Annotated in this window: 15 protein-coding genes and 1 pseudogene; 6 read left to right on the forward strand and 10 right to left on the reverse strand. The window is 74.8% G+C overall.

Annotated features, from left to right (window positions below; all coding sequences use genetic code 11):
- Nucleotides 1-5 precede the first annotated feature (5 nt).
- The 6 genes from PUR71_RS35835 to PUR71_RS35860 form a co-directional block, all read right to left on the reverse strand.
- Nucleotides 6-1,541 (reverse strand): outer membrane protein assembly factor BamB family protein, encoded by a 1,536-nt coding sequence (locus PUR71_RS35835; protein ID WP_329931418.1) that lies wholly within the window; start codon nucleotides 1,539-1,541, stop codon nucleotides 6-8.
- Between the two features lie 349 nt (nucleotides 1,542-1,890).
- The gene (locus PUR71_RS35840) at nucleotides 1,891-2,880 is read right to left on the reverse strand and encodes an NAD-dependent epimerase/dehydratase family protein (protein ID WP_329931419.1); all 990 of its coding nucleotides are present in this window, start codon (nucleotides 2,878-2,880) and stop codon (nucleotides 1,891-1,893) included.
- Nucleotides 2,877-4,463 carry a class I adenylate-forming enzyme family protein gene (locus PUR71_RS35845; protein WP_329931420.1) on the reverse strand — a complete coding sequence of 529 codons (1,587 nt, stop codon included), beginning with the start codon at nucleotides 4,461-4,463 and terminating at the stop codon, nucleotides 2,877-2,879. Before PUR71_RS35845 ends, PUR71_RS35840 begins: the two co-directional genes overlap by 4 nt.
- Nucleotides 4,460-5,677, reverse strand: coding sequence for a cytochrome P450 (locus tag PUR71_RS35850; RefSeq protein ID WP_329931421.1), 1,218 nt, complete (start codon nucleotides 5,675-5,677; stop codon nucleotides 4,460-4,462). Before PUR71_RS35850 ends, PUR71_RS35845 begins: the two co-directional genes overlap by 4 nt.
- Entirely contained in the window at nucleotides 5,674-6,426 is a 753-nt protein-coding gene (locus tag PUR71_RS35855; RefSeq protein WP_329931422.1) for a glycosyltransferase family 2 protein, read from the reverse strand. Before PUR71_RS35855 ends, PUR71_RS35850 begins: the two co-directional genes overlap by 4 nt.
- 67 nt (nucleotides 6,427-6,493) lie before the next feature.
- The gene (locus tag PUR71_RS35860; protein WP_329931423.1) at nucleotides 6,494-7,537 is read right to left on the reverse strand and encodes a 3-oxoacyl-ACP synthase III family protein; all 1,044 of its coding nucleotides are present in this window, start codon (nucleotides 7,535-7,537) and stop codon (nucleotides 6,494-6,496) included.
- A gap of 109 nt (nucleotides 7,538-7,646) precedes the next feature.
- Here PUR71_RS35860 and PUR71_RS35865 point away from each other — a divergent pair, with 109 nt between their 5' ends.
- On the forward strand, nucleotides 7,647-8,834 hold the full coding sequence (locus PUR71_RS35865) for a cytochrome P450 (protein ID WP_329931424.1): 1,188 nt from the start codon (nucleotides 7,647-7,649) through the stop codon (nucleotides 8,832-8,834).
- 64 nt (nucleotides 8,835-8,898) lie between these two features.
- Here PUR71_RS35865 and PUR71_RS35870 read toward each other — a convergent pair.
- The 3 genes and pseudogenes from PUR71_RS35870 to PUR71_RS35880 form a co-directional block, all read right to left on the reverse strand.
- A pseudogene (locus PUR71_RS35870) lies at nucleotides 8,899-9,069 on the reverse strand (CsbD family protein); the annotation flags it as partial.
- Nucleotides 9,070-9,197: 128 nt separating this feature from the next.
- On the reverse strand, nucleotides 9,198-9,347 hold the full coding sequence (locus tag PUR71_RS35875) for a hypothetical protein (RefSeq protein ID WP_329931425.1): 150 nt from the start codon (nucleotides 9,345-9,347) through the stop codon (nucleotides 9,198-9,200).
- 267 nt (nucleotides 9,348-9,614) lie between these two features.
- Nucleotides 9,615-9,833: a DUF6480 family protein gene (locus PUR71_RS35880; RefSeq protein ID WP_329931426.1), complete on the reverse strand. Its 219-nt coding sequence runs from the start codon at nucleotides 9,831-9,833 to the stop codon at nucleotides 9,615-9,617.
- A 687-nt stretch (nucleotides 9,834-10,520) separates the two neighbouring features.
- Here PUR71_RS35880 and PUR71_RS35890 point away from each other — a divergent pair.
- From PUR71_RS35890 to PUR71_RS35910, 5 genes are all read left to right on the forward strand, one after another.
- A complete protein-coding gene (locus PUR71_RS35890) occupies nucleotides 10,521-12,176 on the forward strand; it encodes a molybdopterin-dependent oxidoreductase (protein ID WP_329931427.1) in 1,656 nt (551 codons plus the stop codon).
- Nucleotides 12,177-12,247: 71 nt separating this feature from the next.
- Nucleotides 12,248-12,913: a fasciclin domain-containing protein gene (locus PUR71_RS35895; RefSeq protein WP_329931428.1), complete on the forward strand. Its 666-nt coding sequence runs from the start codon at nucleotides 12,248-12,250 to the stop codon at nucleotides 12,911-12,913.
- A 126-nt stretch (nucleotides 12,914-13,039) separates the two neighbouring features.
- Nucleotides 13,040-13,168: a hypothetical protein gene (locus tag PUR71_RS35900; protein ID WP_329931429.1), complete on the forward strand. Its 129-nt coding sequence runs from the start codon at nucleotides 13,040-13,042 to the stop codon at nucleotides 13,166-13,168.
- 220 nt (nucleotides 13,169-13,388) lie between these two features.
- A complete protein-coding gene (locus PUR71_RS35905) occupies nucleotides 13,389-13,712 on the forward strand; it encodes a plasmid stabilization protein (RefSeq protein ID WP_329931430.1) in 324 nt (107 codons plus the stop codon).
- A gap of 33 nt (nucleotides 13,713-13,745) precedes the next feature.
- Nucleotides 13,746-14,495, forward strand: coding sequence for a VIT1/CCC1 transporter family protein (locus PUR71_RS35910; protein ID WP_329931431.1), 750 nt, complete (start codon nucleotides 13,746-13,748; stop codon nucleotides 14,493-14,495).
- A 165-nt stretch (nucleotides 14,496-14,660) separates the two neighbouring features.
- Here the strand turns inward: PUR71_RS35910 and PUR71_RS35915 are convergent, their stop codons facing one another.
- Complete coding sequence (locus PUR71_RS35915; RefSeq protein ID WP_329931432.1) at nucleotides 14,661-15,221, reverse strand: hemerythrin domain-containing protein; 561 nt, start codon at nucleotides 15,219-15,221, stop codon at nucleotides 14,661-14,663.
- Nucleotides 15,222-15,369 lie beyond the last annotated feature (148 nt).

Consider the following 15,369-nt stretch of genomic DNA (forward strand, 5'->3'; position numbering starts at 1 on the left):
CTGCTCTACTGGCTGCCGAAGGCCACGATGTGGCCGTCCCTGGTCCCGACGAAGACCCGTCCGCCGTCGGTCGCGGGCACGACGAACTTGGCCGCCGTGCCGATCGGGAAGGAGCGGCGCAGGTGCATGACGCCGTTGACGGGCACCGCGTCGTAGACCCGCAGCTCGCCGCCGACGCCGCCCGCGCCGGAGCCGGACCACACCGCCCACACCAGCGCGGACGAGGGGCTCGCCGCGTTGGAGGTGACCACCGGCGAGCCTGAGCCGTAGCCGAAGCCCTCGTTGCTGGTGCCCGCGCTGGTCAGGACCGGCACACCGGCGCTGTTCACACCGTACTTGAGCGCGCGCAGCGGGGACTTCCCGTTGCCGGTGTCGGTGGCCACCGTGTAGACGTAGCCGCCGGCACCGCCGAAGGCGGCGGGGTGGCCCCAGACGCCCTCGAACGGGCCGGCCATGCTGACCGGGTTGTCGGTGCCGTTCGGGCCCTGGCCCATGCCGCCGAGGTTGTCCCGGTCCAGCAGGAAGACCCGGCCGTCCTTGCCGACCTGGACCAGCAGGCGCGGGTGCGCGGGGGTGCCGAAGGCGTCCGGCATGGCCATCGGCCCGCCCGAGCCGAGGTCGGTGTCGTTCTTGTCCAGCGTCTGGTTGTTGGCCGGGCTGAAGAAGTCCTTGGCACTGAGGCTGCCGTTGGTGTTCACCCCGAGCCGGACCACCGACTCGCCGAGCGTGCCGGGCGGCCGGTTGCCGGGGCCGGGTCGCGGCGAGCCGTTGCCGCTGCCGTTGCCGGTGGTGAGGAAGATCCGGCCCGCGCCGTCCGAGACCAGTCCGCCGCCGCTCTGCCAGATGCCGCCCTCCATGGTGTCGGAGCCGGCCTCGGTGGACCACATGGTGAGCGCCCGGCTGGCGACGTTGACGCCGACCACCTGGCCGACGTAGGGGCCGTTGTCGCAGTACGACGCGAAGGCCGCGTACACGTAGCCGTTCATCAGCAGCAGGCCTGGGCGCTGCGCCGCGGTCATGGGGTTGAAGGGGTGGCCGGGGCTGTTGGTCGGCGAGCCCTGGATGGTCACCGGCCAGCCCGCGCGCTCGGCGCCGGTGGAGGCGTTCAGCGCGTGGACGTACCAGTGCGGGTGCTGGGCGTCCGGGCCGTCGTTGACCTTGCTGGTGAGGTAGACGGTGTTGGACGTCGAGTCGTACACCGGCGTGGCCGTGATCCCGGTGTGCGCCGCCGGGTCGTTGCAGCTGACGGTCGAGGTGGGCCAGGCCGCGCCGAGCTGGCGGGTCCAGTTGGCCTTCCCGGTGGCGGGGTCGAGGCCGTAGACGTAGTTGTTCTCGGTCGCGGCGATCACGTTCGTACCGGTGACCAGCGGCTGTGCCAGCACCGCACCGCTCACCGCGGCGGACCAGCGCTGCCCGAAGGTGGACGCCGACACCTTGGCGGGCGACAGGTTGGGCTCGTTCGCGTCCCACCCGGTGCGCTTGTTGTTGGCCGACACCGTGGACTCGACGGCCTGCGCCGGCGTCGCGAAGCCGAGCAGCAACAACCCCGCCGCGGCCGCCGCCCCCGGCTTCAGCCGGAGCAGCGCCCTCCGCCTCCCCTCTCTCCCGCCCCGCCGGTGTTTCGGTGAACTGAGTCGCGTCATGTCATCCGCCCTGGTCTCCGTTGTGCCGTGGACGCCGAGGTCCGGCCCGAAGGGCCCATTGTGGAGACGCACCGTCAGCCCACCCCACAGCCAAGGACCGACGCGACGACAGCTTCACGCGACGGGAGCATCGCCCGGACGTCCGGGCGGTCGGCCCGTTCGGCTGCGGGCGGTCGTTCCGCAACCGTGGCTTTGGCGCGGCGCAGGTGCTCCGGCGCCGAGTCCCGGGGCCCCGCGCATCGCGCCGTCAGTTCCGCCTCAGGGCGGGCTCCAGGTCCGTCGGCTGCGGCTGGTAGGCCAGGTGGGTGCGGGCGGCCGTGAGGTCCAGGGTGCGTTCGTGGGCCAGGTGGCGGACGGCGTAGACGGTCAGGCGGGGACGGCGGGTGATGGAGGTCCCCCCGGCCGGAGGCGGGGGGAGGGTGGTCCGGGCCAGGAGTTCGGCGGTGCGGGCCGCGGGGAGGGCGACGGCGAGCGGCAGGTAGACGGGTGTGGGCGGGAGGCCGTGGGCGGCCATGACCTGGCGGAGCACGTCGTCCAGGACGACCGGTTCCCGGTCGGTGATGTTGAAGGTGCCGCAGGCGCGGCCGCCGGCGGCGAGCAGGCAGGCGTCGACCAGGTTCGCCACGCTGGTCAGGCTCAGCCGCTGCCTGCCGTCGCCGATCGCGAACAGCCTTGGCCCGCAAGGGGTTCGGCGCACCGCCTGGAGGACGCGCGGCAGGAGCGTGGTGTCCCCGGGGCCGTAGACGGCGTGCGGTCGCAGGATCACCGCGTCGGGGCGGGCCTGGCGCACCGACGCCTCCGCCAGTGCCTTGGAGCGCCCGTAGGCGTCGGTGTGGCGGACCGCGTCGGCCTCGTCCTCCCGGGCCATGACGGTCGGGCGGCGCGGGTCGTAGACGCTCGCGGTCGACAGGTGCACGAAGCGCGCCGTCTCGGGGAACGCGGCCAGCGCGCCCCTGGTGGCCAGGACGTTGCCGCGGTGGAACGCCTCGGGACGGGCCCAGTCGGTGGCCAGGCCCGCGCAGTGGATCACCGCGTCGGGGTGCGTGAACGGCGCGGGAAGCGCCGGCCGGGCCTCGGGGTCCGCCAGGTCCCAGGAGAGGTAGGGCGCGCCGGCGATCAGGTCGGCGGGGACGGTTCGGCGCCGGCCCAGGGCCAGCACCTGGTGCCCGGCGGCCCGCGCCGCGCGGCACACGGCGCTGCCGACGAAGCCGCTGGCGCCGGTGACGACGATGATCACGGCGCCTCCTTCGCGACCAGCGCGCGGAGTCGGTCCCGGTCGGGCTTCTCGGTCCGTCCCCGGCGGGGGATCGCCGGGAGGCAGTGGATCCGGTCCGGCAGTGCCGCGTGGTCGATCGTGCGGGGCAGCGCGCGGTGCAGCGAGCGGAGCAGCTCCGGTTCCGGGAGCGAGCCGTCCGGGCACACGGCCAGCACCACCCTCTCGTCGGCGGTCAGCGGGTCGGGGACGCCGACGATGACGGCCTCGGCGATGCCGGGGAGGGCGGCGATCGCCGGTTCGTACAGGCCCGGGTAGAGGTTGAAGGAGCCACGGATCAGCATGTCCTTGGTCCGGCCGAGCAGGACGATCCGGCCCTCGGCGTCGATCCGGGCCCGGTCGCCGGTGTTGAGCTCGCCGATCGGTCCGTCACCGAGGTAGCCGATCGCCAGGTGGGGGCTGCGCACCAGGAGTTCGCCCTCGTCGTTGAGGCGTGCCGTGACGCCGGGCAGGGGGTGGCCGGCCAGGTCGCCGTGGGGTGCGTGGTCGAGCTTCGCCTCGGCCTCGGTCACGGCGATCGGCAGCATCTCGGTCGCGCCGTAGATCACGGCGATCCGGGCCAGGGGGAGCGCGGTCCGCAGGCGGCGCAGGATCGGGGGTGGTACCGGCGCGGCTCCGAGCAGCACGGTGCCGAGGGTGTCGGGCAGTCGGCCGGCCGCGAGCAGGCGGGCCAGGGAGGCCGGGGTGCCGAAGGTGTGGGTGGCCCGGCGGCGGCGCAGGTCGCGCAGGAAGCGCTTCGGACGGACGGGGAGTGGTGCCGCCGACCAGGTGGCACCGGCGGCGAGGAAGGCGAAGGCGATCATCAGCTGCTCGGAGTGCACGACGACCGGACCGGGGGCGGTGAGCAGGCCCAGGCTCTCGCCGAGCAGGTCGGCGCCGGCGAGCAGCGTGGCCTGGCTGTGCACCACCGCGCGGGGGCGGGCGGTGGTGCCGGAGGTGAACACGACGAGGGCCGGGCGGTCCGGGCCGGCCTGACCCGTCGGCACCGAACCCGTCGGCTCCGAACCCGTCGGCTCCGACGCGGTGCGCGCGAGGGTGGCGGCGCGGAGCGCGTCCTGGGGCAGGCCCGGCAGGCGCGGGCCGGTGTGGAGCAGCCGCAGGGTCGGGTCGAAGAGCGCCGGCAGGTTCAGCCCGACGCGACGCAGCAGTGCGCGGCCCGCTGGGCGGGCGGAGAGCGCGCAGAGCCAGGATTCGGCGGCCAGCCAGCGCGGTGCGGCGAGGCGCTCGGTGACGAGGCGTCCGCGCGCGGCGTCGAGTTCGGCGCCCGCACCCGGGTCGGCCACCACCACGGCGGCGCCCACCGTCATGACGGCCAGGCCGAGCACCAGGGCGTCCCGGCCGGGGCGGACGGCGAAGAGCACCGTGTCACCGGCGGACATGCCGACGGCCCGCAGCCCGCTCGCGGTGGCGGCGATGCGCCGGGCGAGCTCGGCGTAGGTGAGCGCGCCGTGCGTGTCGAGCAGGGCGACGGCGTCGGGCGTCCGGCGGGCGTGGTCCGCGATCCGTCCGGCCAGTCCGGCGCCTGCGGGGTTCGACGTGCCGCTCATGAGGCGGCCACCTCCAGCGTTGCGTGGTTCGAAGGCTCCCGGTGAGCCGCCACCTCCAGGCGCGCGTACGTCGGGATCAGCACCCGCCGTTTGACCCGTCGCCGCACGACGCGATCCGCCCCTGCCGTCAGCAGCGCCTGCAGGAGAACCCTGATCTCGGCCAGCGCGAGCGGCGCACCGATGCAGTAGTGCGGCCCGGCCCCGAACCACAGGCGCTTGGGATCGTGCGCCGGGCACCGGCCCGAGGCCGCCCCCGGGTCGAACGGCCCCGCGGCCGCGTCGCACCGCGCGGTGGCGATGACCACGCGGTCCCCCTCCCGCACCCGCGTCGCGCCGAGCCGGCCCGGCCGCGCCGCCCGGCGCAGCATCGCCGGGCTCGGGGTGATCACCCGCATCGCCTCGTCGATCGCCGCGTCGAAGGCCGCGCCGTCCTCCTCCAGGTCCGCCCGCAGCGTGGGCAGCAGCCCGGCGTCGTGCCAGATCGCGAAGATCCGCGGCACGGTCGTCGCGACCGTCTCCGTCCCGGTGAGCAGGAACGCCGCCGCCAGCCCGAGCGCCTGCTCGCGGTCGAGCCCGTGGCCGCGCAGCCGGGCCATCATCGAGCCCGGCTCCGCGCGGTCGTACGCCTCGCCCGCCGCCGTCACCAGGCCGGCCAGCACCGCCTTCGCCCTGGCGACCTGCCGCGGGGTCAGTTCCCTGGTCCGCAGTCCGACCATCCGCACGATCCGCTCGCCCCGCTCGAACACCTCCGCGCCCGCGGCGTCGGTCACCCCCAGCAGCTCGCCGATGACCGTGCCGGCCGCGGTCCTGGTCAGAGCGACCAGGTCGACGGCCTCGCCCGCGTCCAGCCGGTCGGTGGCCTCGTCCAGCACCGGTCCGAGCACGCGGGTGCACAGCTCCGTGGCCTGGGCCCGGGTGAAGAGGCCGGTCAGCGCGGTCCGCAGGCTCCGGTGCTCCTCGCCCTCCATGTTCAGCAGCACGGACGGCCCCAGCACCGGCGTCCACAGCGCGCCCGAGGACCCGGGGCCGTCCTTGCGGAACCCCTCGTGGTCGAGGAGCACCTGCCGGGCCAGCTCCGGATCGCCGACCACGATCCCGACCCCGGGCACCCGCACGGCGGGTCCGCGCCTGGCCACGGCCGCGATGAACGGGTACGCGAACGGGTGGGCGGCCAGCTGCACCCGTCGCTCCCAGACGTGTTCCCGGCGCTTCAACGGATGTCGACCACCTCGGGCCGGTACCGGTGGTCCGCGTACCAGGCGAGCGTGTTGCGCAGCCCGAACGCGCGCAGCCGCCGGACCGAGCCGTGCACCCGCATCCCCGGGACCTGCCCGTAGGCGGCGGTGAGCCTGCGCACCTGGTTCACCAGGGCGCGGTCCTCGTGCAGCTCCTCGATCGCGGTGCGCGGGAAGCCCCCGCTGCGCCGGTAGAGGTCGGCGGTGATGGCCAGGTTGCAGCCGGGGCACATCAGGTACGGGCCGAGGTACTGCGGGTCGCGGTTGCCGGGCCGGAACCTGCCGAACCAGGCCGCCAGCGCGACCACCGCCGGCAGCAGCCGGCTCTCCCACAGCTTGAGCCGGAACTCGTCGGTGCGGGGCAGCAGTTGACCGGTGACCAGTTCCAGCCCGCCGGTCAGGCCGCGGCGCGCGGCGGCCGTCCAGCCGGGCACCGGGAGGCAGTCGGCGTCGGTGCGGGCCAGGTACCGGGCGCCGGCGTCGATCGCGAACCGCATGCCGGTGTCGGCCGCGGCGCCGGTGCCCTTGCGCGCCTCGGTGATCAGGTGCAGGGGGAAGCCCGCGGTGGCCGCGAACTCCCGGACCACGTCGGCGGTCCGGTCGGTCGAGGCGTTGTCCACCACCACGCACTCGAAGTCCGCGTCGGTCTGCTGCGCCAGCGCGCGCAGCGTGGCCGGCAGCGAGACCTCCTCGTTGTAGGCCGGGACGACCACCCACAGGTCGGTCACTGGTGTTCCCTCACAATCGAGCCCGCGACCGAGCCCACGATCGAGCCGTTGACCGCCACCACCGGGCTCACAGCTGCGCGAGGACGACGCCGAGCGAGACCCCGCCGGCCAGTCCGATCAGCGCCACCCGGTCGCCGGGCCCGCAGCGGCCCTGCTCCAGCGCCCGGGCGAGCTGGAACGGCAGCGAGGCCGAGGCGAGGTTGCCGTGCCCGGGCAGCACCGGCACCAGCGCCCCGGCGGTCAGGCCGGTGCGGCGCAGGAACGCGTCCAGCAGCGGCACGGTCACCTGGTGCACCGCCACCATCGCGAAGTCCGCCCAGGTCAGGCCGTGTTCGGCCAGCGCGCGGTGGATGAGCTCGGGGCCGAGCGCCTCGAAGGCCGCGTGCAGCCGTGCGCCGTCCATCCGGAAGTAGCCGGCGTCCGGGTCCCGCGGGTGCGCGGTGCCGCCGCCGGGCAGGGTGCCGACCTCCCAGGCCGTGGAGTCCGCGGTGAAGGCCCGGTGGAAGATCCCGGCCGGCGCCTGCCCCGCCTCCAGCAGCACGGCCGCGCCGCTGTCGGACAGGGTGTAGCCGGGGAACGACTCGGCGAACTGGGTCCGGTCCCGCACCGACCAGCGGATCGCGCGCGACGGCAGCTCGCCGGTGCAGACCAGGATCCTGCGGTACTGCCCGGCGGCGATCAGCGCCTCGGCGACCTGGATCCCGTTGAGCACGCTGTTGCAGGCGTTCTTCACGTCGAACACCGGGCAGCGCGCCCCGATCTTCGCCGCCAGGATGTGCGCGGTGGCGGGCTCGACCATGTCCTGCGAGGCGCTGGCGAAGATCAGCAGGTCGACGTCGCACGCGGCGAGGCCGGCGTTGGCCAGCAGCTTCCGGGCGGCCGCCGCGGCCAGGTCGGAGGCCTGCCAGTCCTCGGGGGCGACGTGCCGCGCGGCGATTCCGGTGACCGCCTCGATCAGCCCGGGACGCGGCCGGTAGGGGCCACTGTCGGCGATCTTCCGCTCCACCTCGCGCGAGGTGAGCGATTCCTCCGGCAGGTGCACCGCCACCGCGGCGATCACCGCGCGCGCCCCGCCGCCTTGCCCGACCAACTGCCCTCTGCCCTCCGACACGGTGCTCAAGCCTCCCCCGAGCCGCCCGATCATACGATGAACCCCGACGCCGCCCGTCGCGGTACGGTTCCCCGCACGGACGATCGAGGCAGCAGGGGGCGGGGCGACGATGGGCGCGACGACGGCGGAACGGCACGAGAGCAGACTGCTGTGGGCCAGCCGGCCCGCCCTGTGGACGCTGACCCGGATCACCATGGCCCGGCCCTTCGGACCGATCCGACGGCTGCCCCGGCTGGGCTGGGTGGCGAGCGAACCCACCCTGATCCGGGCCGTGCTCAACGACCACGAACACTTCACCCTGCTCGGCGAGGGCGGCGTGGGCCACCTGTGGGAGCAGATCCTCGGACCGTACGTCACCCGGCTCTTCGACGGCGCCGGCCACGCGGACCTGCGCCGCCGCGCCCGGGACCTGTTCACCGAGGACAACTCCGCCGCCCTGGTCGAACGGGCCGCCGGACCGGTCTACGCCGACGTCACGGCGCGCCTCGCCGCCGGGGAGCGGGTCGACGTGGCGGCAGCCGCCCGGCTCGTCGTCGGCCGGCTGATGGCCGACCTGCTCGGTCTGCGACTCCCGCCGGACAGCCCCGACTCGACGTACCTGGACACCTTCGCCGCCGGCGAGCGGCTGGCCTCCCTGGCGCTCGACACGGCCGCCTCGACCGAGCTGGCGCCGGAGCGGATCGCAGCGGCCAAGGAGATCGTCACGTCCCTGACCAGTGGCGTCCCGGAGGCGTACGCGAGTGCCGACCCCGACACCCTGCTCGGCCGCTGCCGCGAGGCCGGGATCACGCTGGAGGAAGCCGGCGGGCTCGCCTCACTGCTGCTCGTCGCGGGCACCGAGACCGCCGCCAGCGCGATGGCCCGCACCCTCGCACTGATCCACGACACCGGGCAGCAGGAAGCACTGCTCGCCGACGCCGGGCTGGTCCCCGACGCGGTCCGCGAGGGGCTCCGGGTGACCACGCCCGCGCCGGTGATCGGACGACACGTCAGCGCGGACGTCACCGTGGCCGGCCGCCGGCTGCGCAAGGACGAGCGGATCCTCCTCGTCACCTACGCGGCCGACAACCTGGCCGGCGGCTTCGACCTGGCCCGCCCCTACGACCCGCGCTCGCGCCAGCTCTGGTTCGGCGCCGGCCGCCACCTGTGCCTGGGCGCGCCCGTCGCCCGCGCCGAGATCGCCCGCATGGTCGAGGCGGTCCGCGCGACGGGGCGCCCGTACCGGATCGTCTCGCGCAGCTACGCCCGGAAGGTGATGATCCCCTCCTACGGCTCGCTCGTCGTCGAGCTCACCTGAGCCCGCCCGAGCGGCCCCGGCGCCCGAGGTCGCCGCGGACGACGGTCCTCAGGCGCCGCCGTGCTCAGTCGTCGCGCTTCAGCGCGCCCTTCAGGCGGTCGGCGGCGCCGTGGACCGCGTCCTGGACGTCGCCCTCGGCCTGCTTGACCTTGGACTCGGCCTGGTCGGCCCGACCTTCGCCCTTGCGTTCCTGATCGCCGGTCAGGTCGCCGGTCTTCTCCTTCGCCTTGCCCGCGAACTCCTGCGCCTAGTGCGACAGGTGGGCCATCTCTTCCTCCGCCCGTCGTGGCGGTGCGATCGCACCACGTGTTCGTCCCGCCTGCCCGACGGGCGACGTCCCATGCGCGCTGTCCGCGCCCGGGGTCAGACCCGGGCGTGGCGCCGCCGTTGCACACCCTCGGCGCGCGCCCCGGTCGCCCGCGCGCGGCGGCCGCGGCGGGCGGACGGCGTCCTCGCGCTCAGCACCACCGCGAGCACGAGCGGAACCAGCATCAGCACCATCGACACGGTCATCCACGCCTCCGGATCAGCGGAACAGGCCTCGCGTTCACCCGGCTCCTGCCCCGCACCGCCCCGGCCATGTCGGGCATCCCGGCTTTTACGCCGTTCGCCCGTGATCCTTCACCGCCCCATGGGCGGCCGGCCCGGATCCGCGGCGGGTGCCGGGCCGCCGGGGCGCCGCGCGAGGATCTGGTCGACGCCCGTCCGGCCCTCGGTGAACGCCAGTGAGCTGCCGGCCAGGGGCGTCCTCGGGCCCGGTGGCGGAGCCGTCCCAGGCGGTCACCACCCGGCGATCCGCCCGACGGCGAACCCCACGCAGCACACCACCATGACGGCGATCACCAGCAGGGGGATCCAACCGGGCCAGGCCGTGTGCAGTTCGACCGACTCAGGGGTCGAGATGCCCGAGCACGTCGACGCCTCGCACTCGGGTGTCTCGGTTGGGGGGCTCGTGGGCACGGGGCGCTCGTGGGCGGGGATCCGCTGGTCGATGGTCATGATGTCCTCCCGCGGTTGGGAAGTTCCTGGGCACGGACCGGAGCCGGGCTCCGGGGAGCCATGTCTCCATGGTGGGGCGAGGCGCGCCGGAAGCTCAGTCGAACCGTTCGTGCAGCGTTTTCACCGGGGCCCGCACGCCGGCGTGCCGGCGGTCGGCGCTCGGACGCTGCGGCACCGCGCTGGGAATGCGACGGGGACGCAGCCTTCGTCGGCCGGGGCGGCCCGCGGCGCTTCGCCGCAACCCGCCCCGAGGCCGAACGGGCGCTCGCCCACGTCGTCGCCCACCGCCTCGCCGACTTCGGCCGGTACGAGGACGCCATGCTGCACGCCGCCCCATGGACGGCCCACAGTGCGCTCTCCGTCCCGCTCAACCTCGGCTGACCCCTGGTCACCCGTCCCCGGGGCCCCGCAGACGATTCTGCGGGGCCCCCGCCTTGTCCGCCCACCCCGGGACCGCGCCCGAACCGACCAGCGGAGTTCCGGCTCCGCGACGCGGACCACGACCGGGCACGGTACGACCACTCCGGTACCGGTCCGCCGGGGGACCACCGAGCGGCCTGCTCCGCTCGAACGCTCCGTCACCTCTGCTGAGAGGGGCCTGTGACCAGTGACCGCACCGGACACGGTCCGGAGGGCGAAAGAAGAACTCGCACCCATCCGGCCCACCGGATGCGCCGAATCCGGGACGTGAGCAACGACGCGATCCCTCCCCCACCCCGTACCGGGCAACGCAACGGACGGCTCCTTCGGGCGGGCGCGGCGGCGGTGATCGGGTGGGCCGCAGCGGCGGCCGCGCTCGGAACCGGTGAACTGGTCGCCGCCTTCACCGGCCCCGGCACCACGCCGGTCGTCGTGGTCGGCGCGGCGGCGATCGACCTGACGCCCACACCGTTGAAGGAGTACGCCGTCCGCACGTTCGGCACCGAAGACAAGCCGGCGCTGCTCGGCGGCATCTACCTGACGACGGCGCTGCTCGCCGCGTTCGCCGGAGTGCTGGCCGCGCGCCGCCCCATGCTCGGTGCGGGCGTCTTCGCGGCCTTCGGGCTGCTCGCCGCCTGGGCCGCGCTGTCCCGGCCCGGAGCCGCTGCCGCGGACGCCGCACCCGCGCTGGCCTCCGGCCTGGCCGCCACGGCGACCGTCCTCGTCCTCGCCCGGGTCCTGCGCGCCGCCACACCGGCGGCTTCCCCCACGATCGCGTCCCCCGATGTGACGCCGGAACACCCGGTGAGCGGGGACGAGCCAGGCGAGCACCCCGCCGGACGCGACGGCGGTCCCTCCCGCCGGGCCGTCCTCGCCGCCACCGGCGGGACGATCGCCGTCGGTGCGCTCGCCGGCATCAGCGGCCGCACGTTGTCGGACCGCCTCTACGACGTCGGCGCCGCCCGCGACGCCGTCCGCCTTCCCCCGGCCGCCCGGCCACTGCCGCCCCTGGCCGCCGCCCTGCACCCCGACGTCCCGGGCCTGTCCCCGTTCGTCACCCCAGCCGCCGACTTCTACCGCGTGGACACCGCCCTCTCCCTGCCCCGCATCGACCCGCGGCGCTGGAGCCTGCGCATCCGCGGCATGGTCGACCACCCCCTCCTCATCACGTTCGACGATCTGCTGCGCGAACCGCTGGAGGAGCTCGACCACACCCTGTCCTGCGTCTCCGACGAGGTCGGCGGCCCCTACGTCGGCACCACCCGCTGGCTCGGCGCCTCCCTCCCCGCCCTGCTGCGCCGGGCGGGCGTGCGCCCCGGGGCGGACCAACTCGTCGGCCGGTCGCAGGACGGCATGACCCTCGGCACCCCACTGGAAGCCGTGCTCGACGGACGCCGCGCGCTGCTGGCCGTCGCCATGAACGGCGAGGCCCTGCCCGTCGCCCACGGCTTCCCCTGCCGCAGCGTCGTCCCCGGCTTCTACGGCTACACCTCCGCCACCAAGTGGCTCGTCGACCTGGACGTCACCACGTTCGCCGCGTTCGACCCGTACTGGGTGCGCCGCGGCTGGGACCGCACCGGCACGGTCCGCACCGCCTCGCGCATCGAGGTCCCGGCTCCGTTCGCCCGGGTCCCCGCCGGGGAGGTGACCGTGGCCGGCACCGCATGGGCGACCCACCGCGGCATCGCCGCCGTCGAGGTCCGCGTCGACGGCGGCCCCTGGCAGGAAGCCCTGCTCACCGCCGACCCCGGGCCCGACCTGTGGCGGCAGTGGACCCACACCTGGACCAGCGCCACCCCCGGCACTCACCGGATCGAGGTCCGGGCCACCGACGCCGCCGGCACCGTCCAGACCGAGAACCGTGCTGCCCCCTACCCCGCCGGCGCCACCGGCTGGCACAGCACCGTCGTCACGGTCACCTGAAAAGCCATTCCGCACCCACCGCGACCGGGCCGCCGGCCCGGCCGTCACCACCTCACAAGGAGATCCGACCCATGTCCGCCGCCACCCGCCGCCGCAACACCGTCGCCGCCGTCCTGACCGCCACCGCACTCGCCGTGAGTCTCGGTGCCTGCAGCAGCGGCGGATCCGGCTCCTCGGCCGCCTCCAAGGCCCCCGCCGCGGTGCCGTCCACGGCTCCCGGCAGCACGACCGCCGGCAGTGCCGCGTCCGGCCCTGCCGGGGACGACCAGCCGTTCGGCACCGCCTGCGCGGCCGTGCCCGAGGACGGCGCCGGCTCCTTCGCGGGCATGGCCAAGGACCCGGTCGCCACCGCCGCCTCCAACAACCCGCTGCTGTCCACCCTCGTCACCGCCGTCAAGCGGGCCGGCCTCGTCGACACCCTCAACTCGGCTCGGAACATCACCGTGTTCGCGCCCACCGACGACGCCTTCAGCAAGATCCCCAAGTCCACCCTGGACGCCGTCCTCGCCGACAAGGACAAGCTCACCAAGATCCTCACGTACCACGTCGTCCCCCAGCGGCTGACCCCCACCGCCCTCACCGGCGCCCACAAGACCCTGGAGACCGGCAACCTCACAGTCACGGGCGCCACCCCCGGCTTCACCGTCGACGGCACCGCCAAGGTGCTGTGCGGCAATGTCCGGACCGCCAACGCCACCGTCTACATCGTCGATACCGTCCTGATGCCCGCCTCCTGACCCACGCCCGGCGTCACCAGGCCGGGGCCCGCCACCAGGCGGGCCCCGGCCGCCACTTGCCACCCCGGCCCCCGCGACGGCCGCCGGCAGGTCCTCGACGTCACGCCCGGCGGCTTCGACCACGTGATGGCCGAACTGGCACCCCTGCTCGGTCTGCTGCACCACGCGGCCCAGGCCCCGGACGCACAGGAACGCGCCGGGGCGCTGCGGTACCTGGAGAAGGTGGGCGGCCGCCTACCGCACCTACCTGGCTGACGACGACCGCTGAGCCCCGCCGGCAGGGCCCGCGCAGGGCGGGGGCGGGCCGAGGCGCCGAAGTCGGCCCACCGGTCATCATCCGGGCCGCAGCCACGCGCGCCAGGGCCGGCGTGGAGCCGGACCCTCCGAGCGGCTCAGTCCGCCCGGGCACCCCCGCGGATTGAGCCCTAAGTTCGGGGTAGACGCCCATACGTCCCCACCATGAAGGAGGAACGTCATGCCCGCCGGTTCGAGCAAGAAGCGTGAACGCCAGTACGAGCACATCAAGGACAGCGCCCTGGACCGGGGCGAGAGCGAGAAGCGGGCCAAGGAGATCGCCGCGCGGACCGTGAACAAGGAACGGGCCCGGCACGGCGAGTCGAAGACGGCCAGCCGCTCCTCCACCCACGACATGTCCTCCTCCCGGCGCGGCGGCCAGCGATCGCACTCAGGCTCCCAGGGTCCGACCAAGGAGCAGCTGTACAACGAGGCCAAGAAGCGCAACATCCACGGCCGTTCGACCATGAACAAGAAGGAGCTGGCCAACGCGCTCGGCCGCTGATCCGCGCGGAACCGGCTGGGAAGGCAGGTGGGCATGAGCAGTGCCGGCGACGCTCGGCAGGACCGTCAGGGCTCCGGAGGTCATCCCGACGAGCCGCACGCGGCGGGTGGCCTGGGCAGCAGGCTGAACTGGCTCCGCGCCGGTGTCCTGGGAGCCAACGACGGGGTGGTGTCGACCGCCGGTCTCGTCGTGGGGGTGGCGGGTGCGAACGCCACCTCCACGGAGCTGCTCACCGCCGGACTGGCCGGTCTGCTCGCCGGGTCCCTGTCGATGGCCACCGGGGAGTACGTGTCCGTCAGCACGCAGCGCGATTCCGAGCGGGCGGCGCTCGCGGTGGAGCGCCGCGAGCTGGCCGCGACGCCCGAGGCGGAGCTCGACGAGCTGACGGACCTGTACGTCGCCAAGGGACTGACGCCGCGGCTGGCACGCCAGGTCGCCGTGGAGCTCACGGCGCACGACCCGCTGGCCGCACACGCCGAAGCCGAACTGGGCATCGACCCGGAGGAGCTCACCAACCCCTGGCACGCCGCCTGGGCCAGCTTCACGGCCTTCACGGTCGGCGCGGTGCTGCCGCTGCTGGCCATCGTGCTTCCGCCGGCCGACCTGCGGGTCCTCGTGACGGTCGTCGCCGTGCTGACCGCGCTCGCGGCGTGCGGCTGGGGCTCCGCCCGGCTGGGAAACGCGCCCGTCCGCCCGGCCGTCGTGCGCAACGTCGCCGGCGGCGCGCTGGCCATGGCGATCACCTACGCCGCCGGCGTCCTGCTGCACGCCTCCACGGGCTGAAGGGCTCGCGCCCCCATCCTCTCCCCCGCCAACTGCCCCTCGACAGGGGCCCGAGGCGTACCGGCACGTCGACGACCGCGACCGGGGGCCGACCCGAGGTCGTCCTCCGCCCGCTCCGGTCGGCCGGGTCGGCGGGCCCGCGGCGCGCGGGCCCGCCGGGGTGGTTCAGGACCGGCCGCGGCCGCTGACGAGGTCCCGGGCGCGGTCGACGAGGCCGGCGCCGGGTGCGAGCAGCTTGTTGCCGGGCGGGGTGTCCGGGGCGGAGGGGTGCGGCCGGGTCGGGGCGAGTTTCTTCGCCCGCCGGATCCGGTCGCCGAGGGCGTCGAGCTCGTCCGGCGAGCAGACGTCGCCGAGCGCGGGGAAGAGGTTCCGCTCCTCGTCGGCCACGTGCTGCTTCACCTCGGAGACGACCCGGTCGACCAGGGCGTCGAACCGGGGATCCGTGGGCTCCATGCCCTCCAGTTCCTTCAGCATCCGCTCGACGGCGGCGTGGTCGGCGAGCTCCTTGTCCGCCAGGGCGTCGCCGCCGGGCACGTGTTCGCGCACCGCCGGGTACAGGTACTCCTCCTCGGCCACCGAGTGCCGCACGAGCTCGATGGTGAACTCGTCCACGACCGCCCGGCGCCGCTCGTCCCCCGGCGGGAGCGCCTGGATCTTGTCGAACATCTCCTCGACTTCCCGGTGATCGGTCATCAGCTCCGCGATGACGTTTCCTCCGTGTCCCATCACAGTCCTCCTCTAGCGGCTTCCCGCCCACCGGATGGCGGCGCAGTAGCGAGCGGCTGCCCGGAACTGTCGGCCCGAAACCGACCTCTCACCGCCGGGAACACCCGGTCGATCAGGTGTGGCCGACTGACGAGGGGCTGCTGCGGTC

It is taken from the genome of Streptomyces sp. SP17BM10 (genome assembly GCF_036322405.1).
GTDB lineage: Bacteria > Actinomycetota > Actinomycetes > Streptomycetales > Streptomycetaceae > Kitasatospora.